Origin of the sequence: Tolypothrix tenuis PCC 7101 (genome assembly GCF_963874875.1) — a bacterium.
Taxonomy (GTDB): Bacteria; Cyanobacteriota; Cyanobacteriia; order Cyanobacteriales; family Nostocaceae; genus Aulosira; species Aulosira tenue.
The window spans coordinates 2,352,033-2,377,164 of record NZ_CAWNJS010000001.1 but is presented as its reverse complement, the minus strand read 5'-3'; the positions used below and the strand labels follow the sequence as shown (position 1 = coordinate 2,377,164).

At 40.0% G+C, this 25,132-nt stretch carries 24 protein-coding genes and 1 pseudogene; 23 read left to right on the top strand and 2 right to left on the bottom strand.

Annotated elements, in window-relative coordinates; all coding sequences use genetic code 11:
* The first annotated feature begins 39 nt into the window (after positions 1-39).
* From nifK to AACU25_RS09790, 14 genes are all read left to right on the top strand, one after another.
* Positions 40-1,578: a nitrogenase molybdenum-iron protein subunit beta gene (nifK, locus tag AACU25_RS09855; RefSeq protein WP_096575118.1), complete on the top strand. Its 1,539-nt coding sequence runs from the start codon at positions 40-42 to the stop codon at positions 1,576-1,578.
* Positions 1,579-1,664: 86 nt separating this feature from the next.
* Positions 1,665-1,952, top strand: a complete 288-nt coding sequence (locus tag AACU25_RS09850) for a Mo-dependent nitrogenase C-terminal domain-containing protein (protein WP_096575116.1) — start codon at positions 1,665-1,667, stop codon at positions 1,950-1,952.
* A gap of 65 nt (positions 1,953-2,017) precedes the next feature.
* Positions 2,018-3,397 (top strand): nitrogenase iron-molybdenum cofactor biosynthesis protein NifE, encoded by a 1,380-nt coding sequence (gene nifE, locus AACU25_RS09845; RefSeq protein WP_096575114.1) that lies wholly within the window; start codon positions 2,018-2,020, stop codon positions 3,395-3,397.
* Positions 3,397-4,701 (top strand): nitrogenase iron-molybdenum cofactor biosynthesis protein NifN, encoded by a 1,305-nt coding sequence (gene nifN, locus AACU25_RS09840; protein ID WP_096575112.1) that lies wholly within the window; start codon positions 3,397-3,399, stop codon positions 4,699-4,701. Before nifE ends, nifN begins: the two co-directional genes overlap by 1 nt.
* A gap of 26 nt (positions 4,702-4,727) precedes the next feature.
* Positions 4,728-5,132: a nitrogen fixation protein NifX gene (gene nifX, locus AACU25_RS09835; protein WP_096575110.1), complete on the top strand. Its 405-nt coding sequence runs from the start codon at positions 4,728-4,730 to the stop codon at positions 5,130-5,132.
* Positions 5,129-5,605, top strand: coding sequence for a NifX-associated nitrogen fixation protein (locus AACU25_RS09830; protein WP_096575108.1), 477 nt, complete (start codon positions 5,129-5,131; stop codon positions 5,603-5,605). Before nifX ends, AACU25_RS09830 begins: the two co-directional genes overlap by 4 nt.
* 30 nt (positions 5,606-5,635) lie before the next feature.
* Positions 5,636-5,872, top strand: coding sequence for a CCE_0567 family metalloprotein (locus AACU25_RS09825; RefSeq protein ID WP_096575106.1), 237 nt, complete (start codon positions 5,636-5,638; stop codon positions 5,870-5,872).
* Positions 5,869-6,186, top strand: a complete 318-nt coding sequence (nifW, locus tag AACU25_RS09820) for a nitrogenase-stabilizing/protective protein NifW (RefSeq protein WP_096575104.1) — start codon at positions 5,869-5,871, stop codon at positions 6,184-6,186. The genes AACU25_RS09825 and nifW overlap by 4 nt, the downstream gene beginning before the upstream one ends.
* Positions 6,187-6,349: 163 nt before the next feature.
* Positions 6,350-7,153, top strand: coding sequence for a HesA/MoeB/ThiF family protein (locus AACU25_RS09815; protein WP_096575102.1), 804 nt, complete (start codon positions 6,350-6,352; stop codon positions 7,151-7,153).
* A gap of 51 nt (positions 7,154-7,204) precedes the next feature.
* Positions 7,205-7,576, top strand: coding sequence for an iron-sulfur cluster assembly accessory protein (locus AACU25_RS09810; RefSeq protein WP_096575100.1), 372 nt, complete (start codon positions 7,205-7,207; stop codon positions 7,574-7,576).
* 36 nt (positions 7,577-7,612) lie between these two features.
* Positions 7,613-7,912 carry a 2Fe-2S iron-sulfur cluster-binding protein gene (locus AACU25_RS09805; RefSeq protein ID WP_096575098.1) on the top strand — a complete coding sequence of 100 codons (300 nt, stop codon included), beginning with the start codon at positions 7,613-7,615 and terminating at the stop codon, positions 7,910-7,912.
* Between the two features lie 105 nt (positions 7,913-8,017).
* Entirely contained in the window at positions 8,018-8,314 is a 297-nt protein-coding gene (fdxB, locus tag AACU25_RS09800) for a ferredoxin III, nif-specific (RefSeq protein WP_096575096.1), read from the top strand.
* Between the two features lie 170 nt (positions 8,315-8,484).
* Positions 8,485-9,552 (top strand): ParA family protein, encoded by a 1,068-nt coding sequence (locus tag AACU25_RS09795; protein ID WP_096575094.1) that lies wholly within the window; start codon positions 8,485-8,487, stop codon positions 9,550-9,552.
* Complete coding sequence (locus tag AACU25_RS09790; protein WP_096575092.1) at positions 9,536-10,288, top strand: HEPN domain-containing protein; 753 nt, start codon at positions 9,536-9,538, stop codon at positions 10,286-10,288. Before AACU25_RS09795 ends, AACU25_RS09790 begins: the two co-directional genes overlap by 17 nt.
* Before the next feature lie 259 nt (positions 10,289-10,547).
* Here AACU25_RS09790 and AACU25_RS09785 read toward each other — a convergent pair.
* A pseudogene (locus AACU25_RS09785) lies at positions 10,548-10,679 on the bottom strand (cytochrome c oxidase subunit 3); the annotation flags it as partial.
* 243 nt (positions 10,680-10,922) lie between these two features.
* Between AACU25_RS09785 and AACU25_RS09780 the strand changes: the two are divergent.
* The 9 genes from AACU25_RS09780 (at position 10,923) to AACU25_RS09740 (ending at position 24,123) form a co-directional block, all read left to right on the top strand.
* Positions 10,923-11,144, top strand: coding sequence for a helix-turn-helix domain-containing protein (locus AACU25_RS09780; protein ID WP_096575090.1), 222 nt, complete (start codon positions 10,923-10,925; stop codon positions 11,142-11,144).
* Between the two features lie 148 nt (positions 11,145-11,292).
* The gene (locus AACU25_RS09775; RefSeq protein WP_096575088.1) at positions 11,293-14,220 is read left to right on the top strand and encodes a UvrD-helicase domain-containing protein; all 2,928 of its coding nucleotides are present in this window, start codon (positions 11,293-11,295) and stop codon (positions 14,218-14,220) included.
* A 186-nt stretch (positions 14,221-14,406) separates the two neighbouring features.
* On the top strand, positions 14,407-14,868 hold the full coding sequence (locus AACU25_RS09770; RefSeq protein WP_339382011.1) for a chemotaxis protein CheW: 462 nt from the start codon (positions 14,407-14,409) through the stop codon (positions 14,866-14,868).
* Positions 14,869-15,346: 478 nt separating this feature from the next.
* Entirely contained in the window at positions 15,347-16,555 is a 1,209-nt protein-coding gene (locus AACU25_RS09765) for a CheR family methyltransferase (RefSeq protein ID WP_096575084.1), read from the top strand.
* Positions 16,556-16,764: 209 nt separating this feature from the next.
* A complete protein-coding gene (locus AACU25_RS09760; protein ID WP_096575082.1) occupies positions 16,765-18,402 on the top strand; it encodes a methyl-accepting chemotaxis protein in 1,638 nt (545 codons plus the stop codon).
* Between the two features lie 101 nt (positions 18,403-18,503).
* A complete protein-coding gene (locus tag AACU25_RS09755) occupies positions 18,504-19,172 on the top strand; it encodes a chemotaxis protein CheW (RefSeq protein WP_096583636.1) in 669 nt (222 codons plus the stop codon).
* On the top strand, positions 19,169-21,448 hold the full coding sequence (locus AACU25_RS09750) for a hybrid sensor histidine kinase/response regulator (protein ID WP_096575081.1): 2,280 nt from the start codon (positions 19,169-19,171) through the stop codon (positions 21,446-21,448). The genes AACU25_RS09755 and AACU25_RS09750 overlap by 4 nt, the downstream gene beginning before the upstream one ends.
* Before the next feature lie 82 nt (positions 21,449-21,530).
* A complete protein-coding gene (gene cheB / locus AACU25_RS09745) occupies positions 21,531-22,508 on the top strand; it encodes a chemotaxis response regulator protein-glutamate methylesterase (RefSeq protein WP_096575079.1) in 978 nt (325 codons plus the stop codon).
* A 235-nt stretch (positions 22,509-22,743) separates the two neighbouring features.
* A complete protein-coding gene (locus AACU25_RS09740) occupies positions 22,744-24,123 on the top strand; it encodes an ATP-binding protein (RefSeq protein ID WP_096575077.1) in 1,380 nt (459 codons plus the stop codon).
* Between the two features lie 374 nt (positions 24,124-24,497).
* On the opposite strand, the gene AACU25_RS09735 is transcribed toward AACU25_RS09740, so the two are convergent.
* Entirely contained in the window at positions 24,498-25,109 is a 612-nt protein-coding gene (locus AACU25_RS09735) for a cytochrome c oxidase subunit 3 (RefSeq protein ID WP_096575075.1), read from the bottom strand.
* Between the last annotated feature and the right edge of the window lie 23 nt (positions 25,110-25,132).

Below are 25,132 nucleotides of genomic sequence, written 5' to 3'. Positions count from 1 at the left end.
GCTTCCCCACTCCCTACCTCCCAAACTTGGAGAATACTGATGGCTCAACACGATGTAAACAAGATTAAGGATCACGCCGAACTTTTCCAACAGCAGGAATACCAAGAGCTATTTCAAGCCAAAAAAGAGTTTGAATGTGGGCATGAATCTGAAGAAGTTACCCGGATTGCTGAGTGGACAAAGACCTGGGAATATCGCGAAAAGAACTTTGCCCGACAAGCTTTAACTGTTAACCCTGCGAAAGCTTGCCAACCTCTGGGATCAATTTTGGCAGCCGTTGGTTTTGAAGGTACACTACCTTTTGTACATGGTTCTCAAGGCTGCGTTGCATATTTCCGCAGTCACTTGACCCGTCACTTCAAAGAACCGTTTTCTGCCGTATCCTCCTCCATGACGGAAGATGCAGCCGTATTCGGTGGTCTGAAGAACCTGATTGAAGGTTTAGCAGTTTCCTACAACTTATATAAGCCCAAAATGATTGCTGTCTGCACTACCTGTATGGCAGAAGTAATTGGGGATGACTTGCAAGCCTTTATTAGAACTGCTAAGGAAGAAGGTGCTGTTCCTGAAGACTTCCCTGTTCCCTATGCTCACACTCCCAGCTTTGTTGGTTCCCACATTTTGGGTTACGACAACATGATGAAGGGGATTCTGTCAAATTTGACAGCCGGTAAGAAGAAAGAAACCACCAACGGCAAAATCAACTTTATTCCTGGGTTTGAAACATACATTGGCAACCTCCGCGAAATTAAGCGGATTGCTAATGTGATGGGAATTGACTATACCTTGTTAGCAGATAACTCAGAATACTTGGATTCTCCGAATAATGGTACATATAATATGTATCCTGGTGGAACCAAGCTAGAAGATGCAGCTGATTCTATCAATGCTGAAGCGACGATCGCACTCCAAGCTTACGCCACCACCAAAACTCGTGAATACATCGAACACGAATGGCATCAAAAGACCTACGTTAACCGTCCAGTAGGCATTCGTGGTACTGATGAATTCTTGATGAAACTGTCCGCATTAACTGGTAAGCCAATTCCCCAAGAATTAGAAGATGAACGGGGACGTGCAGTGGATGCGTTGACCGATTCTCAAGCATGGTTACACGGTAAGCGGGTGGCAATGTATGGCGATCCTGATTTAGTAATTGGTTTGACACAATTCCTCTTAGAAGTAGGTGCAGAACCAGTTCACATCCTGGTCAGCAACAGCAACGAACATTTTGAGACAGAATTGCGCGCCTTACTCGACTCTAGCCCCTTTGGTCAAGGTGCGACAATTCACGGTGGACGCGACCTCTGGCATATGCGTTCCTTACTGTTTACAGAACCCGTAGACTTGCTCATCGGTAACTCCTACGGTAAGTACCTCTGGCGCGACACCAAGACCCCATTCGTGCGGATTGGCTACCCCATTTTTGACCGCCACCACCTGCACCGCTACGCTACCTACGGCTACCAAGGCACAATCAACCTACTCAACTGGATTGTTAACACAATTCTGGATGAGTTAGATCGCAACACAATCATTCCGTCTAAGACCGATATTTCCTACGACTTGATTCGGTAATTAATGGGCATAGGGCATGGGGCATAGGGCATTTCTCCCCTGCATCCTCTGCCCCCTCTGCTTCTTCTGCTGTCCTTATAAACGCTATGAGTACCATCATTAACAGCCGCGATCGCTTCGATATTCTCTTTCCCTTACGCCAATGGGTGAACCAAATTCAAGTATGCGATCGCAATACCGCCCATCTCATTTGCCAAGTTATTCCCTGTTGCTGTCCCTTTGAACGCAACGTTAAATTTTTCGGACACACTTTTCATATTCCCCCACTCTGCAAATTAAATCCCCTCTACGACGAATTTGTAGCTTTACGCTTCCGCTGCCTCTCCTACCTCGCAGATGAGTGTGCTGAAGATATAACCAAATACATCTGTTAATTCTCTGCGTATCTTTGCGCTTACCTTCGCGCCCCTCTGCGTTAAAAAAACTCTCTCAAACACCCATGAAAATCACCCAAGGCAAAATTAACGAGCTGCTGAGTGAGCCAGGATGCGAACACAATCACCACAAGCATGGGCAGAAGAAAAATAAATCTTGTCACCAACAAGCCCAACCTGGTGCAGCACAAGGAGGTTGTGCTTTTGATGGAGCATCAATCGCCCTAGTCCCCATTACCGATGTTGCTCATTTAGTCCACGGGCCGATCGCTTGTTCTGGTAACTCTTGGGGTGGTCGTGGTAGTCTTTCCTCTAATTCTCATCTCTACAAAATGGGTTTTACAACCGACCTCAATGAGAACGATATTATTTTCGGTGGGGAAAAAAAGCTGTATAAAGCAATTTTGGAAGTACAGCAACGCTATCAACCAGCCGCAGTATTCGTTTACTCCACTTGTGTGACGGCGTTAATTGGTGATGATTTAGACGCAGTTTGTGAAGCCGCAGCCAAGAAAACAGGTACACCTGTCATCCCTGTAAATTCACCTGGTTTTATTGGTAGCAAAAACCTTGGTAATCGTGTTGGTGGGGAAGCCTTACTAGAATATGTTATCGGTAGTGCTGAACCAGAATATACAACCCCATTAGATATTAATCTCATTGGTGAGTACAACATTGCAGGCGAATTGTGGGGAGTTCTGCCTTTATTTGAAAAATTAGGTATTCGAGTTTTAGCCAAAATCACTGGTGATGCTAAGTACAAAGAAGTTCAATATGCTCACCGTGCCAAACTCAACGTCATGATCTGCTCCAAAGCCTTGATCAACGTGGCCAGAAAGATGGAAGAACGCTATGGCATTCCTTACATTGAAGAATCTTTCTATGGAGTGGATGACATGAATCGCTGTTTGCGGAATATTGCTGCAAAGATAGGCGATCGCAGTTTGCAAGAGCGAGTAGAGAAATTAATTGCCGAAGAAACTGCTGCGCTAGATATAGCTTTAGCTCCCTATCGCTCCCGTCTCAAAGGTAAGCGGGTTGTTCTTTATACCGGGGGTGTGAAAAGTTGGTCAATTATCTCGGCAGCGAAAGACTTGGGAATGGAAGTTGTCGCCACTAGTACCAAGAAAAGTACTGAGGAAGATAAAGCGAGGATCAAAGAATTACTAGGAAAAGATGGCATTGCTATGGAAAAAGGCAACGCCCAAGAATTACTCCGGGTGATTGCCCAGACAAAAGCCGATATGCTGATTGCTGGTGGTCGCAATCAATACACTGCCCTCAAAGCCCGCATTCCATTTTTAGATATTAATCAAGAACGGCATCATCCCTACGCCGGATATGTGGGCATGGTGGAGATGGCACGAGAACTGGATGAAGCGCTTTACAGTCCAGTCTGGCAACAAGTACGCAAACCAGCACCTTGGGAAGAGGAGGTCAACTAATGGCAACTGTAACCGCTGCAAATAAATCAGTTGCAGTCAATCCTTTAAAGCAAAGTCAACCTTTAGGTGCAGCCTTAGCATTTTTAGGATTGAAGGGCGTAATGCCTTTGTTTCACGGTTCTCAGGGTTGTACTGCTTTCGCCAAAGTCATGTTAGTGCGGCATTTTCGGGAAGCCATTCCCCTATCCACCACTGCCATGACTGAAGTTACCACTATCTTGGGTGGCGAAGACAATATCGAGCAAGCAATCTTGACGCTGGTAGAAAAATCAAAGCCTGAAATTATTGGTTTGTTAACTACTGGACTTACGGAAACCAGAGGGGATGACATGGAAGGTATCCTCAGAAGTATCCGCAAACGTCATCCAGAATTATATGATTTGCCGATTGTATTTGCTTCTACACCTGATTTTAAAGGTGCATTGCAAGATGGTTTTGCCACAGCAGTCGAAAGCATAGTTAAAGAAATTCCCCAACCAGGAGAAACCAGGCTAGACCAAATCAATATTTTGGCAAGTTCTGCGTTTACAGCCGGGGATGTGCAGGAAATTAAAGAGATTGTCTCAGCCTTTGGGCTAAAAGCCATTGTCGTACCTGACCTTTCTGCTTCACTGGATGGTCATTTGGATGATTCTTACAGTGCAGTGACAGGTGGCGGTACAACTTTGGCAGAACTCCGACAAATGGGTAGTTCGGTGTTTACTCTCGCACTAGGCGAAAGTGTGCGCGGTGCAGCCGAGAGTTTGCAACAACGGTTTGGCATACCTTACGAAATCTTTCCCCAACTGACTGGGTTAGATGCAGTGGATGACTTTTTGCAAGGACTGGTTGATATTAGCGGGAATACAGTCCCAGCCAAATACCGCCACCAACGCCGCCAGTTGCAAGACGCGATGCTGGATACTCACTTTTACTTCGGGCGTAAGCGGGTGTCGTTAGCACTAGAACCGGATTTGCTGTGGTCAATAGTTTGGTTTTTGCAATCAATGGGTGCGGAAGTTCAGGCCGCAGTCACAACCACAAAGTCGCCGCTGTTAGAGCAACTCCCTGTGGAAAGCGTCACTATTGGCGATTTGGAAGACTTTGAGCGGCTAGCGGTAGGTTCTGATTTGGTGATTGCTAATTCTCATGGTAAAGCGATCGCTCGTCGTCTAGAAACTTCTTTCTATCGTCTTGGTTTCCCAATTTTTGACAGGTTAGGTAACGGACAGCGTTGTACTGTCGGCTACCGAGGAACCATGCAATTGTTGTTTGACATCGGCAACTTATTTTTAGAAGCAGAAGAAGACAAAACCAAGCATTAAAAATTCGTAATTATTGGAGGATAAATATGAAAATTGCTTTTACAACTAGCGACCAAATTCATATTAATGCTCATTTTGGGTGGGCGAAAAAAATCGATGTTTATGAAGTTTCACCAGAGGGGTATCAGTTTCTCAATACTCTGAAATTTGATGGCGACCTCAAAGAAGATGGTAATGAGGATAAATTAGTTCCCAAAATTGAAGCTTTGGCTGATTGCACAATTGTTTATGTATCAGCCATTGGTGGAAGTGCGGCTGCTCGGTTAATCAAGAAACGCATTACACCAATTAAAGCTAGGTCTGAGGATGACAAAATTACTGACCTTTTGGAACAGTTAGTTAAGACTTTGAAAGGCAGTCCTCCGCCTTGGTTGCGGAAAGCTTTACAACAAAAATCATCAAATTTTGCAGAAGAGGAAGTAGGCGTATGAGTTCAACTGAAATTGTTAATCCCAGCGTTAGTAGCGAAGCTTTAAATTCTCCCTTTGTGCAAGAGTTAGTTAGACAAATTCACGCTCAAGATTCTTATGGATTTTATCGCAATTGGTCGGATGAATTAATTCTTAAACCTTATATTGTCAGCAAACAGGCTAAACGCCAAATTTCTGTAGAGGGCGATGTTGAACCCGCCACCAAAGCCAGAATTATGTCATTCTATCGCGCGATCGCAGCCCAAATCGAGCAGAAAACTGGTTCGTTATCTCAAGTAGTTCTCGATTTGAGTCATGAAGGTTTTGGCTGGGTGTTGGTTTTTTCTGGTCGTTTGTTGCTAGTCTCTAGAACCTTACGCGATGCTCAACGTTTCGGCTTTGATTCTCTAGAAAAGTTAGCAGCCGAGGGCGAGAAACTCACACAAAAGGGCATTGAATTAGCAGAAAAATACAATGAAGTCACCAAAATATAGGCAATAAGCAGGCAAGCAACGGAGAAACTTATGGTGCCATCAGCAGAAACAGATTGTGTAAATCAACAAGCTATTGAAGACTTAAAACTACAAATTAAGAAGCTGAATAGTAAAGCTGGTCAAATGAAGATGGATCTTCATGATTTAGCTGAAGGCTTGCCAACTGATTACCAAAATTTAACAGCTTTAGCAGCCGAAACTTACGAAATTTACCGTCATTTAGATGAACTGAAATCTCAGCTAAAAAATTTGGAGAAAAAATTATGACATGGGACGTAGAACAGTTTAATCAACTTGTAAATGCAGAAGAATACTTCGAGTTTTTTCAACTTCCTTACGATCCTAAAGTTGTCCAAGTTAATCGTCTGCATATTTTGAAGCGTTTTTCTCAATCTATTCAAGAGATTGATGCTCATAATTCAGAACTAAGCCAAGCTGAGAAACTCGATTTATACTGCACAGCACTTCAACAAGCTTACGAAGTTTTCCTCAGTTCTACACCTCTAGAACAAAAGTTGTTCAAGGTGTTTAAGCAAAAGCCTAACAATATTGTCATGCTGACAGAAATTGCGACAAGCTAAAAGTAAGTCAAAAGTCGTCTTGGAAAGTTTGCTCAACGGGGGGAACCCCCGCACGCAACTTTCCGCAAAAGTCAAAAGTCAAAAGAATAAATAAGAGTATAGGCTTTTGCGTTATTTGAAAGGTTGTTGTATTTACGCTGTGCTGTATTAGGAGAAATCAACAGTGGTAAACCTCTCGCCTAATGAATTAGAACGTTACCGCCGCCAAATCATGCTCCCTGGTTTTGGCAAAAAAGCACAGCAGCGACTTAAATCTGCAACAGTAGTGGTTACAGGTGTGGGAGGATTAGGCGGTACAGCAGCACTTTACCTGGCGGTAGCGGGTGTAGGGCGTTTGATTTTAGTTCGAGGCGGTGAGTTGCGGCTAGATGACATGAATCGCCAAATTCTCATGAGTGATGATTGGGTAGGTAAACCGCGTGTATTTAAAGCCAAAGAACGGCTTGAGGATATCAACCCAGATGTGGAAGTCGAAGCCATATTTGATTACGTTACGCCGGATAATGTCGATTCCTTAGTTCAATCTGCCGATGTTGCGCTTGACTGCGCCCACAATTTTGTGGAACGCGACTTATTGAATGCAGCTTGCGTGCGTTGGCGTAAGCCGATGGTAGAAGCCGCGATGGATGGGATGGAGGCTTATCTCACTACAATTGTCCCTGGCGTTACACCTTGCTTATCTTGCTTATTTCCCGAAAAACCAGAATGGGATCGGCGTAGCTTTGGCGTGCTAGGTGCGGTTTCTGGAACCTTGGCTTGTTTAACAGCACTAGAAGCAATTAAGTTAATTACTGGATTTAACCAACCATTGTTATCGCAACTATTAACAATGGATTTACACCAGATGGCATTTGCCAAGCGTCGTTCCTACCGCGATCGCAATTGTCCAGTGTGCGGTACTCATTCTCCTCATTATCATAACCCCCTACAGCTAAGTAACTTTGCCTTAGCCAGTGCTGAGTGCTGAGTTCTGAGTAATAATTTCTTCCTCTGCTCCCCAATCCCCAATCCCCAAATTATGACTCTCACATTAACAGAAGCAGCAGAATTCCGTCTGCGTACTTTTCTTTTAGCCTCAAATAAAGATGAAAATGCTACCCAACGCGGTATCCGTGTTGCTGTTGAGGATGGCGGTTGTAATGGCTATCAATATGCCATCAAAGTTATCAACGCTCCGCAAGCCGATGACATAGTGATGCAGCAAGGTAAGTTACGCATCTACGTTGATTCAAAAAGCGCCCCGTTACTAGAAGGCGTTGTGGTTGATTTTATCGATGGCTTACTGGAAAGCGGATTTAAGTTTAGCAATCCCAACGCCACTGATACCTGTGGTTGTGGGAAATCATTCCAAGCAGGTAATTGTTCCCCTGCTGGCGTACCTTGTAGCTGATTACTGAAACCTTTATTTATTTTGGAGGATATGACGATGACAACTTTTCAAGTGAGATTGATCAATAAAAAGCGATCGCTCGACATTACCATTCCTGTTGATGAAAATACCACGATTCTAGATGCTGCTGAAGCACAAGACTTAGAGTTACCCTTTTCCTGTCGCTCTGGTTCTTGCTCTAGTTGCGTCGCCAAGGTAGTTGAAGGTGAAGTCGATCAATCTGAACAGGTATTTCTCGATGATGATCAGATGGCGAAAGGATTTATTGTCCTCTGTGTTACCTACCCCCGTTCTGATTGCACAATTCGCACTCACCAAGAACCCTATTTAGTTTAAGTGATGACGGTTAACAGTTGAGTGATGACGGTTAACAGTTGACTGTTAACTGCACTCAAGCATTTTTGAATTGATTTGTCCCTGGCAATTACGGAAAATTACACTATGGCAATACTTACTGGTTTAACATTTGGGGGAAAAGCTTGGACACCCCAATTTGTCCAAGATATTAACCAAGACAAATGCATTGGCTGTGGTAGATGTTTTAAAGCTTGTGGTCGGAATGTGCTAATCCTGCGAGCATTAAACGAAGATGGCGAGTTTGTGGAAGATGAAGAGAATGAGGAAATAGAGCGTAAAGTTATGTCTATCATTCATCCAGAGTATTGTATTGGTTGCCAGGCTTGCGCTAGGACTTGTCCCAAAAATTGTTACACCCACACTCCACTTGATCAAAATTAGTTTTAGAGACGCGAAATTTCGCGTCTCTGCTTTAGCCTTTACCTAATTGTGAGGCTTAACTGAACCGTATTGTTTTCTCGGCTTGTATGTAAACTAGCGACTTTTGAACAAAAGCCCCAAGCTATACTTATAATTGACACCTGAAAGCTAATGTATGCAGGCATATTGCAATGGTTCTAAAAATTGCCTTGTTTAATCACAAGGGTGGAGTTAGCAAAACAACAACCACATTTAATTTAGGATGGATGCTTGCCTCAAAAGGTAAAAGAGTCATTCTTGTGGATACCGACCCGCAATGTAATCTCACAGGAATGGCTTTGGGAGAAGAAACAGAGGATGATGAGGCAAGAATAGAAAATATATATAATACAACGTCAAACATTAAGACAGGTTTAGCTCCCGCTTTTGAGTCTCAACCTAGGGCTATTGAGGCTGTAGATTGTATACCCGTACAAGGTCGAGATGGGTTATTTTTATTGCCTGGTCATGTTGGATTTGCTGAATATGAGGTGACATTAGGTATTGCTCAAGAATTAAGTGGTTCAATTCAAGCCCTTAAAAATTTACCAGGCTCTATCACTGATTTATTAGATAAAACAGCTACTAAGTTTAATGCGGATTATATTTTAATTGATATGAGTCCAAGTTTAGGCTCGATAAATCAGAATTTATTAATGACGAGTGATTTTTTTCTTGTGCCAACCACTGCGGATTTCTTCTCAGTAATGGCAATAGACTCTTTAGCTAAAGTTTTACCAAGATGGTGCGCTTGGGCCAAAACAGCAAGCTCTCTGCAAATTCTGAAAGATGCTGCTTACCCATTTCCTAACGTTAAGTTACATTTTTTAGGAATTATTGTGCAAAATTATCGAATTATACGAGGAAAAGAGACTGCTGCCTTTCAAACATGGATTCAGAAAGTTGAGCAAACTGTCTCTGATAAGTTAGTTCCTATTTTACGCCAGAATAATATGATGCTACCTGCAACACTATACACTGAGCAGGGAATTAACGGTAGTTTCTCTCTTACGAAAATCTCAAATTTTAATAGTCTGATTGCTCTGTCTCAGGAACACCGAACACCAGTTTATGACCTCACACCTGAGCAATTGGAACAAACAGGAATAGTATTAGAAAATAACCAAAAGAAACAAGAAGAATTTAGGAAAACTTTTTCAGACCTAGCAGATAAGATTATTGCACTAACTTCTACCTCTACCTATGCAGTCAGCGCTTGACCAATTTCGTATTAGTATTGGTCGCGTTCGAGACCTCATTGCTCTTCACAACTCTATAAAAGCTCAAGCTACCGGTGCTTTAGATGTGTCTGATATTTTAAGAGCATCTTTGGTTCTAGCTGTGAGTGCTTTAGACTATTACATTCACGAAGTTGTTACATTGGGGATGATAGAAATTCATTGCGAGCAACGTCCTGAACCCAGCCCTCCCGCGAATACTACTCAATCAGCCTTTTCTCGGTTTCAAATTTCGTTAAGTGCTGCTCGTCAAGAACGGATAATGGCAACAGATATTGCATCTTGGTTGGAAAACGAGATTCAGCAGAGTTACGGCTCCACATTTATACAGCAGTCTCATACAATCTCGTCTTTAATTCCAGTAATATCAAATAGTATAGTGAATAAGCTTAATAATAATGTTTCTTGGCTAGAAAATGAAATCAGAGAAACTCTTAGTTATAAAAGCTTTCAACAACCAGATAAGATAGCTGACGCAATTAGGCTTATATCAGATAAGAAATTATGGGACGAAGTTGCTGTTAAAATATGTAGGCCAACAAGAGATATCAAACAGCAAATGAGCTTAATTGTTGATCGTAGAAATAAAATTGCTCATGAAGCTGATATAGATCCTACTTATAATATAGGAAATCGATGGTATATAGATGAATTATTGGTTAATGATGCAGTCGACTTTATTGAGCAAGTTGTTGAAAGTATTCATCAAATATTATAGATAAATTAGCTACGCAAAAATAATCAAAAATCCGCCTGTCTTTTACGATGAAAATAAAAATCCACCAATGATTGTATAGGCTCCTAAAGCATGGGAAAAATGCAGGTACTTGCAATTGATACTGATATAGTATGAGTAAATATCTGGAGGATTCTATTAAGAAAATCGTTAACTAAATCTACTGTTTTGATTTTGAATCTAGGTAAACTTAATTATTTGGGTAACTACTATTAATCTATTCCAAACCTTGATTTACAGCCTAAAACAAAGTCAGGATATACAGCAGCGAAAATAGAACGATCCAGATGATGTCTACAAAGTGCCAGTAGATTTCTGCCATTTCAATGCCAGTATGTTGAGTAGCAGAGTAGTGGCTGAGATGGCGCGATCGCTAGATAAATTACTAAACACCTAAACATAAAAATTAGATAGCCAAAGCCTTTGCTGGCTTTTCTCTGTTCCCTGGCGTAATATTCGTCTGCAATTCATCATCCCGCACTCAGGCTAAAGCAGTAATTGTCTCAAGAAGAATTTTAATTACGAGTGATTACTGATGATTGCGGCATTTAAACATAGTTAGGATGTAGCAAATAATATAGCATTAGCTACTTGAGATAGCGGATTGAAAAGGTAAATGAATATCAAAAAACCCTTGGTGAGAAATCAGCCAGAGGTAGGACAGCTTATCCGGAGGCTGCGGCTTGTGGCTGGGCTAACGCAAGAACAGTTTGCAGCTTCTCTAGGTGTTACATATTCAACAATTAACCGTTGGGAAAATAAACGCTCTCAACCATCACCCTTGGCGATGGAGAAGATTGAGAGAATGTTAAAAGCAATGGATGAACAATTTTATTAGTTCTAGAAAGTCAGCCATATTTGCTCTGTTTGGGTATGGGCGATCGCAAATTTCACTTGGCAATTTAGGATTAATAAGAGTTAGACCAATATTAATTATTTATCTATGTATTTTTTGACTAATTTATTTAAGCTGACAAAACAAAATTATGCTCTCAATCGTCTTACATCCAGATGTTGTAAAATTTTTGCGTAAAGATATTAGTAGTACTGTTCGACAAAAAACTTGGGATTGCATTAATCAGCTAAGACAGCGGCAGTTTGATGGTGGATTGAGGGTTAAACGGCTTAAAGGCATTACTAAAAGAGTTTGGGAAGCAAGGATTGATCGTGCTAGTCGTTTAATTTTCACTTACAACAAATCAAGACAGCCTGAAACAGGAAAAGCAGGAGTTTACATCGCTATTCAGGATATTTGTTTGGATCATGATGATGTTCCTAGAAAGGCAGCTAGAGAAAGAACACCAGATACAACTTGGTTAGATGGAGAGATAATTAATACCCTAGGTAACATAGAATCAAGTTTGCATGAACTGCCACAAACTGAACGTGACACACTAGAATTAGCTCTATTAGAAGATGAAGATTTAGATTCAGTAATTTCATCAGAACATAGAGATGAACTATTAGGTAATATCCAGTGGTTAATTATAGACTCACCTGAAGATTGGCAAAGCGCTATTATCAATCAGGATGTAGATTTACAATTAAAACTCACACCAGAAGAATATGCACTAGCTACAAAAAACCACGATATTCTTCTCAAAGGTAGTGCTGGAACTGGCAAAACTACAGTAGCTATACATCGCATTTTATATGATTATTTACAATATCCAGAATCTGGTAAAAGGCTTTATGTTGCTTACAACCCTTTATTGGTAAACAATGCAAAAGAACAATTTTATCAATTATTAGGTACTAACAATCCTGCAGTTACATCTCTATTTCAGTTTAAAACCTTAAGAGACTTATGTTTAGAAATTCTCGAGCAAACGGGAGAGATTTATTCACCAGAAGATGAAGTAAATTTTCATATTTTTGAAAAAATTTATTTACATAAAGAACGTCAAAGATATCCTACTGCTTTAGTTTGGAATGAAATTCGCAGTATTATTAAAGGCAGCCAATTAGCTTTAGATGCAGATTATTTAAGCCAATCTGAATATGAACATTTAGGTGCTAAACGTTCAAGTATTATCCAACTTAGTAGACGTGCTACTTTTTACTCTGCATTTACCTATTGGTATCAAAGAAAAATTAAAGAGAATGGGCGATTTGATGAGATAGATTTGACTCGTAGAGCTTTAGAAATTATCAGTGAAAAAAGTCTTAAAGATTATCGGTTAATTGTCTGTGATGAAGTGCAAGATTTTACGGAATTACAGTTGGAATTTATCATGCGACTAATTGCACCCACAGGTAATTTATTTTTTGCTGGTGATTTACACCAAATGATTAGTCCTAGCGGTTTTCGTTGGGAAGACTTAAAAACAAGATTTTTTCACCACGGACGACAACAACCTCTGCAAGAAACATTTACATTCAACTTCCGCAGTGTTGGTTCATTAGTTAATTTAGCTAATCAAATATTACAAGTACGTTATCGATTATTAAATACATCTTATCCATATAAGAATACTGAGGATATTAGTAATTATGGCGAACCAACTCGTATAGTTGCTGCTTCTAATAAACAGCTTGAATCTATACTGCAAACGCTGCATCCAGGTGATGCTATTTTAGTGAGGACAAATCCAGAAAGAGAACATCTGCGCGAGGCTTTTAAGTCTTCTTTAGTGTTTACAATTGAGGAAGCTAAAGGGTTAGAGTTTGATACTGTATTTTTAGTAGATTTTTTTCAGTGTCGTCGGGATTTATGGCAGAGAGCTTTACAAAAACCTTCTCGATTGCAAGAGCATGAAACACCAGGGTTATTATTAGAACTAAATTTACTTTATGTGGCGATAACTCGTGCCCGTCGGATTTTAAATGTTTGGGAAGAAAAAATTTCTGAATTTTGGCAACAACCTGAGCTAATAAATCACTACACAATTCAGGATATGCAAACGGTTGCAGAAAATCGTTCGGGTACACAAGTTCAAGATTGGCAGCAACGTGGAGAATATTACTTAAAAGCTGAGTTTTATCTACAAGCTGCTGAATGTTTTGAGAAATCAGGTGATAGATTAAAATATTCCCAGGCAAGAGCTAAACAACTACACAAAGAAGGAAAATATCAAGAAGCTGCGGAAATTTTTGCTGAATTAGAAAATTGGGAAACTGCTGCTAAACTTTTCCAGCGTGTTCAGCAATGGCAATCAGCAGCAACCTGTTGGGGAAAAGTAGGTAATGTTGAACAAAGGCAAATTTGTGAAATTCATTTATTAGAAGCACAAGGCCAATTTGCACAAGCAGCGAGAGAATGGGAAGCTATTGGAAGATATAAGCAGGCTGCTGAATTATTTGAGAAATATGAACAGTGGCAACCAGCAGCAAACTGTTGGCAACAAGCAGGAAATTTAGAAAAAAAGCAAATCTGTGAAATTCGACTACTGGAAGTGAAACAACAGTGGGAAGATGCAGCCCAGCAATGGCATCAAATGAGGCGATTTGATGATGAAAAACGTTGCTGGATGAACAGTGAGAATATAGCTAAAAAAGCTGAATATCAAGCTAAAGATTTTGAAAAACAAAAACAATGGTTACAAGCATATGAACAATATCAATTAGCAGGAATAGTTGATAAGGCTACGGAAACTCGTCAAAAAGCTATTGAAATTTTAATGGCATCTGGAAAGCAAAACTTTGAACAGCAAAATTTTCAAGAAGCATTAACAGATTACACACAAGTATTGCAATTGAATCCTAAACAGACTGAAGCTTATGTGCGCCGAGGAATGGCTAATACTAAACTTAAAAAATATCTTTCTGCTATAGAGGATTACAATCAAGCATTGAGGATTAATCCTCAATATGCGGAGGTATACCACTATCGAGGAAGAGTTTACCAAATATTGAGCCAGCTAGATCTCCAAACAGCGACGATGCTGAAAGAGAAACAAAAGCCCGAAACTTAATTAAACCCATAGATGGTGCGTTAGGCGCTAGGATAGTTATTTCGTCACAAATCATATTAAAAATAAGTGCCTAACACAACCTACAAAAATATTTATAAATAAACCCTTATTGCTGTTGACTATAACTAAGGCTATCTTAAGAACGAAAACCCTTTCATGTAGGTTGGGTGAGGTGTATAAATGTTAATGTTACTCTTCTACTTAAATAATGAGCGTTACGCTATAGCGAGTCAACAGGTTGTAGAAGTTTTACCACTTGTCACCCTCAAAACCCTTCCTCACACACCTGAGCATTTAGCTGGTGTGTTTAACTATCGAGGACAAATTGTTCCTGTGCTAGATTTATGCCAGTTGATACAAGGTAAACCCTGCTGTGAACACTTGAGTTCTCGCATTATTCTGGTGAATTATTGGCGAGGAAATGTTGCAAAGTCTTCTTCAAAGTCTGCTTTTGTAGGTTTGATGGCAGAGCGAGTTGTAGAAACGTTGCAGCAATCAGAAATACAGTTAGTTGATACCAATATTCAAATAAATTCAACCCCTTATCTGGGTAAGATGATTTTAGATGAGCAAGGTATGATTCAATGTTTGCAGATTGAACATTTGTTATCAGAAGCAGAACAAGTTTATCTTTTGCCAGCTAACTAAATATTTAGGCAGGGGGAGGTAAACTGAATTTTGGAAAAAATAAGTTGAATAATTTATTGTTTGGAATTTCCTAAATATTGCATTCTTTACTAGAAGTAATCACCCACTGCTAAACATATACACTAGATTGCAAGTTCGTGAGGTACAGATAATTATAAGGGCAAGGCACTGCCCATTGGTGTCAACTTAACGTGAAACCCGTTTGGTTGCAAGGTTTCGCCCTCACCCCCAGCCCCTCTCCCACCAGGAGAAGGGAGCAAGAGATTTAATTCCCCTTCTCCTGTGGGAGAAGGGGTGAGGGGATGAGGGCGAGGGTTTTTGTACAACACGCACCGTATATATCTTTTAGCTTAAGTTGACACGTATGGGCACTGCCTTGCCCCTACCCGTGTACTTCATGATCACAAATAAATATGCTGGCCGTAGTTAAACAGAATGAATTAAGCACAATATATTTAATTTTGTACCACTATTTATAATGACCTATTCTGATGGCGAAGCTTTACTGAGAAGAAGAATTGGTTTAGATGCAAACTCAATAGGTGCTGCTAGTATTGCTAGAGCTATTGAGCAGAGAATGGCGGATGGGAAAATTACAGAAATAGCCTCCTATTTGGAAAAAGTGCAGGAATCTACAGCAGAATGGGAAGCATTAATTGATAGTGTAATTGTTCCAGAAACTTGGTTTTTTCGGGAGCGGGAATCTTTTAATTTTTTACAAAAATATATTCAATCTGAGTGGTTGATCAATCAGTCCAAAAGAGTATTACGGATTTTAAGCGTGCCATGTTCTACTGGTGAAGAGCCTTATTCAATTGCGATCGCACTTTTGGAGACTGGGTTAAATCCGGCTAATTTTCACATTGATGCGATTGATATCAGTAAAAAATGCTTGTTAACGGCTCAAAGAGCGATTTACGATAAGTATTCGTTTCGCGGCAATAGTTTATCTTTCCAAGAACGCTATTTTCAACCAACTGAGGGGAGATACCGACTGTGCGAACAGGTAAGAAATTTAGTGCATTTTCGCCAAGGTAATTTAGCTGATATCGATTTTCTGCTGGGTGCTGCATCCTATGATGTTGTGTTTTGCCGCAACTTGTTGATTTATTTTGAACCCAGTACCAAAGAACGCACTATTCGCACCTTGGAACGGTTACTGATTCAGGATGGTTTGTTATTTGTTGGTCATGCAGAAACAGGTTTGTTACTGAATTCGCGCTTTACCTTGGTTCCTCATTCTTTGGCCTTTGCCTATCGTAAAACGAATGTGTCTCGTTCTGTAGCCAAAAGTAGCCCAGGCGATCGCAAAAAGCATCATCCCATTTCACCCAAACCGCGTATTGCTCACCATCGCAAACCGCAGCAACCACAAATTTCCCAGCAAAACTTTCTAGATGCTGCTAGAACTTTAGCTGACCAAGGCTCTTTGCAACAAGCCTGTCAATTTTGCCAAGACTATCTCCAACAAAATTTGGCTAGTGTCGAAGGCTATGTCTTGCTTGGTCAATTGCAACAAGCAATGGGTGAAAATGAACAAGCAGTAGCATCTTTCCAAAAAGCAATTTATCTGCAACCCAATCACGAAGAAGCATTAATTCATTTAGCTTTATTGCGAGAACATCAAGGAGATATGGTTAATGCTGAGCTGCTTTGGCAACGCATTCATCGGCTGCATAATCAGTAATCAAGATGATATTTGCTGTGTTAGTACGTTTTTAACGTGATGAATTGTTAAGTTATCTATCTTTTATTTATAAGTTGTTTGTCTGATAGCTGGCATGGGAACGCTTGCATTTACAAGGTGTGTCTCTGCCTAGATGTTTTGTCTGCTAATTATAGCTTTCTCTCAATTAACTAAATATATTTCACATTATTTGAGGACACAATAAATATATGCAACAAGGTTTAAAACTTAATCAATTTGTAGTAGCTGGATGTGGGCTAATTGTTATCTTAGCTAGCATGACAACATATATTACAAAAAGAACCAATCAAGAGTTATTAGATAATGCAGATACAGTTAGTAAAAGCTACGCTTTAAAAGCAAATTTAAAAGAATTGGAGAAACTATTAGTTGACTCTGAAACTGGACAGCGAGGATTTATTATTACAAAACAAGAAGAATATCTAGAACCTTTTTATAAGGCAGAAGAACAAATAAGTATTGTTTTAAATGAATTGAGTAAAGAATTTAAATCTGATAGCTCAAATAGTATGTCATTTAATAAAATTTTAGAGCTATCAAAAGAAAAGATTCATCTATCAGAGACAACAATTCAAATGAAAAAGAATGGGCAAGATAAACAGTTGCTGACCTATTTCTCTGAAGATAGAGGCAAAAAGGTTATGGATCAAGTTAGGCAAGAACTTGATAAAATGCTCAAAGCAGAAGATGAAAACTTAAAAGAGCACCAAAAAGAAGTTAATCAACTGCAAAGTTTTTCCGATTTAGTTATTGTCGGTAGTTTGATATGTATTATATTAACAGTAATATCAGTTTGTCTTGCTATTATTCTCATTCCTGGTAGAGCTTTAAGCCGTTCTTTACAAAGCGCTTTTACTTTAGCAGAAAAGGTTTCTGCTGGAGATTTAACAGTTGAGGTTGAATCTAATTCAACAGATGTTATTGGTAAGCTCATGTCTACTTTAAAAGATATGGCACAAAACCTGAGTAATCTGATTCGACAAGTACAACAATCGGGGATTCAAGCAACTTCTTCCGCAACTCAGATAGCAGCATCAGGTAAACAATTAGAAGCAACACTTACCGAGCAAGTAGCCTCAACCAATCAGGTAGCAGCAGCGGCGAAAGAAATTTCCGCGACTTCTAGAGAACTTGTAAAAACAATGGAAGAAGTAGCAGCTATGTCCCAAAGTACAACAATAGCTGCAACTGATAGTCAAAAAGATTTATTGCGAATGGAAGCAACGATGCGCCAACTAGCAGAGGCGACTAATTCTATTGCTGCGAGGTTAGGAGTAATTAGCGAGAAAGCTAACAATATTAATAATATTGTGTTCACAATTACTAAAGTAGCAGACCAAACAAATTTACTGTCATTAAATGCAGCCATTGAAGCTGAAAAAGCTGGGGAATATGGCTTAGGTTTTGCTGTTGTTGCGAGAGAAATTCGCCGTTTAGCCGACCAAACTGCAGTGGCTACCCTTGATATTGAGCAGATGGTTAAACAAATGCAATCTTCCGTTTCTACAGGCGTGATGGAAATGGATAAGTTTGCCACAGAAGTCGGACGAACTGTGGAAGATGTCGCTAATATCAGCACTCAGGTAGGACAAATTATTGAGCAAGTACAGGATTTGTCACCCAGGTTTGAAGTTGTTAGTCAAGGGATGGAAACTCAATCTCAAGGAGCGCAACAAATTAGTGAGGCGATGACACAATTAAGCAGTACTTCTGCTCAAACTGCTGGTTCTTTGAGAGAAATTAATAATACGATTTCTCAACTTAACCAAGTTGCTCAAGGTTTACGTCAAGAAATCTCGCGTTTTAAGGTTAGGGCAATTAGTTAATTGGTAATGGGTAATGGGTAATGGGTAATGGGTAATTGGTAATTGGTAATGGGAATTTATCTCCCTCTGCTCCCTCTGCTTCCTCTGCTTCTTTTTCTACTATGAATAATTGTTATAAACTCATCGGGATTGCTGGCGATCGCTCTTGTCCAGAGTTACCTAATTTTATTCATTGTCGTAACTGTCCGGTTTATTCAAATATTGGTCGTCAGTTACTAGAGCGCACTATACCCGAAAATTATCGCCATGAGCGAACTGAGCTATTTTCTCAGGAACGGGCAGATGCTAAAACTTTAACAATTGCAGAAACTCTGACAGTTGTTATCTTTCGTTTGCAAGGTGAATGGCTGGCGCTGTCTACGCAAGTTTTTAAAGAAAGTATATCGCCGACTTTGATTCATACATTACCCCATCGGAGTAATCAAATATTACGAGGATTGGTCAATATTCGCGGCGAATTACAATTATGTATCTCGTTAACTCATTTGCTGAATTTGGAAACTGCTAATACCCCAATTGCAACTTTGAGTCCTGTTGTATATCCACGCATGGCGGTAGTGGAAAAAGCAGGTAGTGTGTGGGTGTTTTCTGTAGATGAACTTTATGGAATTCGGCGATTTCAGCAACGTGAATTACGAGATACGCCAAATAGTATGACAGCAGCAACTCACCACTTTACCAAAGGTTTTTTCTATTGGCGTGAGAAGAGTCTCGGCTATTTGGATGAGGAATTATTATTTACCACCTTGGACAGAAAGGTGTATAGATGACAAAACAAACAGATTATAGTAATTTTTCTATGCTGGATTTATTCAGCATGGAAGTAAAAACCCAAGTTGCTATTTTAAACGATCGCCTCTTAGCACTAGAAAATCAATCCCATCACCACGAAGACTTAGCAGCTTTGATGCGTGCGGCTCATTCTATTAAAGGCGCGGCGCGGATTGTGCAACTCAACTTAGTTGTTACCTTAGCTCATGCAATGGAAGATTGCTTTGTCGCAGCGCAGGGGGGAGAAATTAAGTTAAATGCAACTAATATTGATGTGCTGCTAGCGGCTGTAGATATGCTGCTACATATAGGTGAAGCTTGCGAAGGTAACCCTAACCCACAATTACCAGATGAAGCCAGTATTCAAGCTTTAGTTAGTGCGATCGCAAATATTGGCAAGTCCCAGCCTATTAGTCAAGCTGTCCCTGCAGAAATTCCGCCACCACAGCCAGCAGCAGAATCTCCTTGGGCTGTACCGCTATCTCAGGTTTTTAACTCAGGAGAAAAACCCGAAACCATACAAAACCGAGTTGTGCGGGTAGGTGCAGAAAATCTCAACTCCTTGATGGGTTTAGCTGGAGAATCCTTAGTTGAGGCGAAGTGGTTGGAAGGTTTTGCCGATTCTCTGCTGAAACTCAAAACTAGTCATACCCACTTATCCGGCTTATTAGAAGGGTTACAAGAGTTATTAGGTAAACAACATTTTGGGCATTTAATAGAACGCCAAATCCAAGAGCAAATGAGTGCAGTATCGCAAATAGCTAGTGAATGCCGCCAGCTATTAGGCGATCGCCACAATGAAATAGAATTATTTTGCCAGCGTTCTACTAATTTAAGCGATCGCTTATATCGCCAAGTTATCGCCACTCACATGAGTCCCTTTGGCGAAGCTGGACAAGGTTTTCCGCGTATGGTGCGGGATATGTCCAGACAATTGGGTAAACGCATTCAATTAGAAATTACTGGGAAATCCACGCTGGTAGATAGGGACATTCTCGAACGCCTGGAAGGGCCTTTAACTCATATTCTCCGTAACGCTATAGATCACGGTATTGAAACACCCCAGGAACGTTTAGCAGTAGGGAAGCCAGAAACCGGCACAATTCGCATAGAAGTTGTCCACCGTGCTGGAATGCTGTTAATTACGGTTTCTGATGATGGGCGAGGAATAGATTTAGAATTTTTACGCCAGGAGATTGTCAGAAAAAACCTCACTGCTCCCGAAATGGCTGCAAAACTCACTGAAGCTGAGTTGATGGAGTTTCTATTTTTACCTGGATTTTCTACAGCCAAAACAGTGACAGAAATTTCTGGGCGGGGTGTGGGATTAGATATAGTACATAGCGCAGTCCGGGAAGTTGGCGGTAATTTGCGGGCTGCTTCTAATTTAGGCTTAGGTATGACATTTTACCTACAGCTTCCCCTAACGCTGTCAGTACTGCGAACTCTTGTAGTAGAAATTGCCAATGAACCCTACGCCTTTGGTTTAGCACGTATCGATCAGTTAATGATGGTTCCCAGATCAGCAATTGTGGTATCTGAGAATCAGCCATTTTTTATGCTAAATGAGCAAGCGATCGCTTTAATCTCAGCCCATCAAGTTTTAGAATTACCAGCACAGGTACAAAATCCCGAATTACTCCCAGTCGTAATTATTAGCGATCGCCTCAGTCGCTATGGTGTAGTAGTTGACCGATTTATTGGCGAGTGCAGTTTAGTTGTACGACCCCTAGACCCCCGTTTGGGTAAAGTTCCCAATATCAGCGCCGCCGCCTTACTTGATGATGGTTCGCCAGTATTAATTATTGATATTGAAGATTTAGTTCGTTCCATCGCCAAAGTGCTTTCTAGTGGACAAATTAGCCAGGTAAATCACACTACTCAAAAAGCAGCCGTCAAAAACTACAAACACGTGCTGGTAGTAGATGATTCAATTACAGTCCGTGAAATGGAGCGCAAACTATTAGAAAACAGAGGTTATAAAGTCGAAGTAGCAGTTAATGGTATGGATGGATGGAACGCCATTCGTAGCAGCGACTATGATTTGATTATTACAGATATTGATATGCCAAGAATGAATGGTTTTGAACTCACCAGCCAAATTAAAAGCCATGAAAAATTAAAGCATACACCTGTAATTATCGTTTCCTACAAAGACCGAGAAGAAGATAAAATTCATGGCTTAGAAGCAGGCGCAAACTACTATCTCACAAAGAGTAGTTTTCACGACGATACCTTACTCAAAGCCGTAATAGACCTAATCGGCGAACCCTGATTCTGATTTTAGATTTTAGATTTTAGATTTAAGGCTAATAACTAAGCCAATCACCAATTACCCATTACCCCTTCCCCAATTCATGAAAATCGCCATTGTTAACGATATGGTAATGGCTGTAGAAGTTCTACGCCGAACCATCGCCAAAATACCAGATTATGATGTTGCCTGGATTGCTTACGATGGTGTAGAAGCTATCAATAAATGTGCAGCTGATACTCCTGACTTAATTTTAATGGATGTGCTGATGCCCAATATGGATGGAGTGGAAGCCACCAAGCACATCATGAAGCGATCGCCTTGTGCAATTATCATGGTGACTGCTAGTGTGAGCCGTTATGCTGGTAAAGTTTTTGAAGCAATGTCTTATGGCGCTTTAGATGCTATTAATACGCCTACGGAAGGTAGTACCGGACTGCTGAAAAAAATCTCTACTATCGCCAAATTAATTGATAAATCTCCCCGTCCAAGAATAGTAAATAAACCTAATAATTTACCATCATTAATTGCCATTGGTGCTTCTACAGGTGGGCCGCAAGCTTTAACAAAAATTCTCTCGCAATTTCCTCCAGATTTTCCAGGTGCAATAGTTGTTATTCAACATTTAGATGCTCAATTTACTGCCAATTTTGCCGCTTGGTTAAACGAGCAAACTTCTTTATCTGTACAAATAGCTAATCCTGGTGCTTCTGTGCAACCGGGGAAGGTTTTACTAGCTGGTAGAAATCATCATCTCGTGATGCGTCCCAATTTAACTTTTGAGTATGAAGAAGAACCCTTAGATTGCTACTACCATCCCTCAATTGATGTCTTTTTTAAAAGTGCAGCTAAAAACTGGACTGGAAACGGTATAGGAGTTCTACTCACTGGGATGGGTAGGGATGGCGCGCAAGGTTTAAAAATGATGCGAGATGCTGGTTGGCATACCATTGCCCAAGATAGCAGAACTTCGATTGTTTACGGTATGCCCAAAGCCGCAGCAGAGTTGAATGCAGCTGTAGAGATTTTAGGGGTCGATGCGATCGCCTCAGCTTGTATCAAATCTATATCTGCTGGCTAATCATAATTGAGGTTATCAATAAATCTCAGTAAATTTACTATTTAAACATTATTTTATCTTGGATTTCCACTAGAAAATACTCTGACAAATTTGTTTTATAGACTCAAAAAATATGTTTTTTTAAGTTAGAGAAATCACTGATTTTTTACAAAAAAACACATTTCTATTCAACAGCGAAAAATAGGTTAATATTAATACAACTAATCACTTAGTTTAGTTTTACTAATACTTTGATATGGTCACACACCTAGAATTACGATCAGTATCGTCAGATATCACAAAAACTGTAACGACTTATTTTCCAGTAAATAGTTCTGAATCTGCTTTTTCTCAGGAAGATATCGCTACAGATAAAGCAAGGGTAATGTTAATTGACGATCAGCTAATTATTGGTGAAGCTGTTTGTCAAATTCTGTCTAGCGATCCCAAAATTTCATTTCACTATATAAGTGACCCCACACAAGCCATCCAAGAGGCGATCGCGCTTTCGCCTACAGTAATTTTACTGGATTTGGTGATGCCAGAAATGGATGGATTAATGTTGTTGCGTTGGTTTCGTTCCCATCCCGCAACACGCGATATTCCTATAGTCATGCTATCTAGTAAAGAAGAAGCAAAAGTAAAAGCAGAAGCCTTTGCTGCAGGGGCGAATGACTATCTAATTAAGTTGCCAGATCCAGTGGAGTTAATTGCTCGGATTCGTTACCATTCCAAGGCATACAATAATCTCAAAGCACTCACTACAGCAACTATTAACGCTCAATTACAAGCCAAACAATTAGAACATACTGTCAAGCAATTACAAACAACCCAAGTGCAACTTGTGCAGACAGAAAAAATGTCTAGTTTGGGGCGCATGGTTGCAGGATTAGCTCACGAAATCAATAATCCTATAAATTTCATGCAAGGTAATTTCAAATACCTTGATAATCACATCCAATCTTTAGTAGCTCTCATTCAAGCCTATCAACAAGAATATCCCCAATTTAATGCTGTTATTGAAGAAAAAGCTAGCGATATTAATCTAGAATTTATTCTTGAGGATTTACCTAAAATTCTCACATCAATGAAAATAGGGTCTGAGCGGATTAGCGAAATGATTTTATCATTGCGAAACTTTGCTCGGCTTGACCAAGCTGGTAGCAAGAAAGTGAATATTCATGAAGGCATTGAAAGTACTTTATTACTTTTAAAACATCGCATCAGACAGGATATTCAAATTGTTAAGGATTACAGTAATCTCCCCTTAATTGAATGCTATCCTGCCGAATTAAATCAGGTATTCATGAATGTTCTAAATAATGCCATTGATGCAGTGTTAGAACAGCACGATAAAGCTCAAGATAAACAAATTATCATAAAAACCGAAATTACAGAGTTAGCAACCGTTAAAATTACGATTATTGATAACGGCATTGGCATTAAGCCAGAAATCCAAGCTAAAATTTTTGATCCATTTTTTACAACTAAACCAGTAAACAAAGGAACTGGCTTAGGATTATCAATTAGCTATCAAATAATTGAGGAACATCAAGGAAAAATTAGTTTAAAATCAGAGCCAGGGCAAGGAACAGAATTGATGATTGAGATTCCTGTACAGTTACATCAACCATAAAATTTTCTTGACTGCAATCTTGATAAATTGCTCAACTAGAATCTTTAGATTACTTTATATTGGCTGACTCGCACTTATTAAAAGCATTTTCATATTTCCCCGCTTTTAAATAGCAACTTTAATTTAGGGTATTTTCCATATAAGAATTGCATTCATACCATCGATACTACTTTCACTTCAATCGGATTGTGGAAATTGCGATCGCGGTTTATTTTCTTCTTTCAAAACAAATATCTCACGAAATTCCTCAAATAAAAGCTGAAAAGGGAAAAAGGAAAAACATTTCCCCTTTCCCCTCAAAATTGAGTTTAATTGTGGCTACTTGTTCTTTTAGCTGATTCCTGGTTTTTTCAGCTTTACATTTCGCGTAACTTCTAAAATACGCTCAGGATATACAACAGCGTAAATAGGATAATCCAGATGATATCTACAAAGTGCCAGTAGATTTCTGCCATTTCAATGCCAGTATGTTTCGTAGCAGAGTAATGACCGACACGGCGCGATCGCCACAGTACACCCAGTATTAACAGCAACCCTATAAATACGTGTAAACCGTGGAAACCTGTCATCAAATAAAAGCAGTTAGAAAACACGTTGGTAGTTAACCCATATCCTAAAGTCAGATACTCATATACCTGACCTCCAAGGAAAATAGCCCCCATCAACGCTGTGATGCCATACCATAGGCGCATTCCAGCAATATTGTTCTTCTTAATCGCTGTATCACCTAAGTGGATCACAAAGCTACTAGAAACTAGGATGATGGTGTTAATTGTCGGTACAAGCAATTCTACTTCTGTACCTTCCGGCGGCCAAACTGCGGCACCACCACGCAAAATTAGGTAAGTGGCAAAAAAACCACCAAACATCAAAGACTCAGAAATCAGAAACGTCAGCAGCCCAAACACCCGCAAGTCTTGATGTTCTTCATGGGAAGCCGCTGAACCCAACGCTATTTCTGGGGCGTTCAAAGTTGAATCCTGCATAAATTCCAATTTCCAAATTTAAG

Excerpts from the sequence above, each read along its gene's own strand:
- nifK (WP_096575118.1), top strand. The coding sequence starts at position 40 with ATGGCTCAACACGATGTAAACAAGATTAAGGATCACGCCGAACTTTTC.
- AACU25_RS09850 (WP_096575116.1), top strand. The coding sequence starts at position 1,665 with ATGAGTACCATCATTAACAGCCGCGATCGCTTCGATATTCTCTTTCCC.
- nifE (WP_096575114.1), top strand. The coding sequence starts at position 2,018 with ATGAAAATCACCCAAGGCAAAATTAACGAGCTGCTGAGTGAGCCAGGA.
- nifN (WP_096575112.1), top strand. The coding sequence starts at position 3,397 with ATGGCAACTGTAACCGCTGCAAATAAATCAGTTGCAGTCAATCCTTTA.
- nifX (WP_096575110.1), top strand. The coding sequence starts at position 4,728 with ATGAAAATTGCTTTTACAACTAGCGACCAAATTCATATTAATGCTCAT.
- AACU25_RS09830 (WP_096575108.1), top strand. The coding sequence starts at position 5,129 with ATGAGTTCAACTGAAATTGTTAATCCCAGCGTTAGTAGCGAAGCTTTA.
- AACU25_RS09825 (WP_096575106.1), top strand. The coding sequence starts at position 5,636 with ATGGTGCCATCAGCAGAAACAGATTGTGTAAATCAACAAGCTATTGAA.
- nifW (WP_096575104.1), top strand. The coding sequence starts at position 5,869 with ATGACATGGGACGTAGAACAGTTTAATCAACTTGTAAATGCAGAAGAA.
- AACU25_RS09810 (WP_096575100.1), top strand. The coding sequence starts at position 7,205 with ATGACTCTCACATTAACAGAAGCAGCAGAATTCCGTCTGCGTACTTTT.
- AACU25_RS09805 (WP_096575098.1), top strand. The coding sequence starts at position 7,613 with ATGACAACTTTTCAAGTGAGATTGATCAATAAAAAGCGATCGCTCGAC.
- fdxB (WP_096575096.1), top strand. The coding sequence starts at position 8,018 with ATGGCAATACTTACTGGTTTAACATTTGGGGGAAAAGCTTGGACACCC.
- AACU25_RS09795 (WP_096575094.1), top strand. The coding sequence starts at position 8,485 with ATGGTTCTAAAAATTGCCTTGTTTAATCACAAGGGTGGAGTTAGCAAA.
- AACU25_RS09790 (WP_096575092.1), top strand. The coding sequence starts at position 9,536 with ATGCAGTCAGCGCTTGACCAATTTCGTATTAGTATTGGTCGCGTTCGA.
- AACU25_RS09780 (WP_096575090.1), top strand. The coding sequence starts at position 10,923 with ATGAATATCAAAAAACCCTTGGTGAGAAATCAGCCAGAGGTAGGACAG.
- AACU25_RS09775 (WP_096575088.1), top strand. The coding sequence starts at position 11,293 with ATGCTCTCAATCGTCTTACATCCAGATGTTGTAAAATTTTTGCGTAAA.
- AACU25_RS09770 (WP_339382011.1), top strand. The coding sequence starts at position 14,407 with ATGTTACTCTTCTACTTAAATAATGAGCGTTACGCTATAGCGAGTCAA.
- AACU25_RS09765 (WP_096575084.1), top strand. The coding sequence starts at position 15,347 with ATGACCTATTCTGATGGCGAAGCTTTACTGAGAAGAAGAATTGGTTTA.
- AACU25_RS09760 (WP_096575082.1), top strand. The coding sequence starts at position 16,765 with ATGCAACAAGGTTTAAAACTTAATCAATTTGTAGTAGCTGGATGTGGG.
- AACU25_RS09755 (WP_096583636.1), top strand. The coding sequence starts at position 18,504 with ATGAATAATTGTTATAAACTCATCGGGATTGCTGGCGATCGCTCTTGT.
- AACU25_RS09750 (WP_096575081.1), top strand. The coding sequence starts at position 19,169 with ATGACAAAACAAACAGATTATAGTAATTTTTCTATGCTGGATTTATTC.
- cheB (WP_096575079.1), top strand. The coding sequence starts at position 21,531 with ATGAAAATCGCCATTGTTAACGATATGGTAATGGCTGTAGAAGTTCTA.
- AACU25_RS09740 (WP_096575077.1), top strand. The coding sequence starts at position 22,744 with ATGGTCACACACCTAGAATTACGATCAGTATCGTCAGATATCACAAAA.
- AACU25_RS09735 (WP_096575075.1), bottom strand. The coding sequence starts at position 25,109 with ATGCAGGATTCAACTTTGAACGCCCCAGAAATAGCGTTGGGTTCAGCG.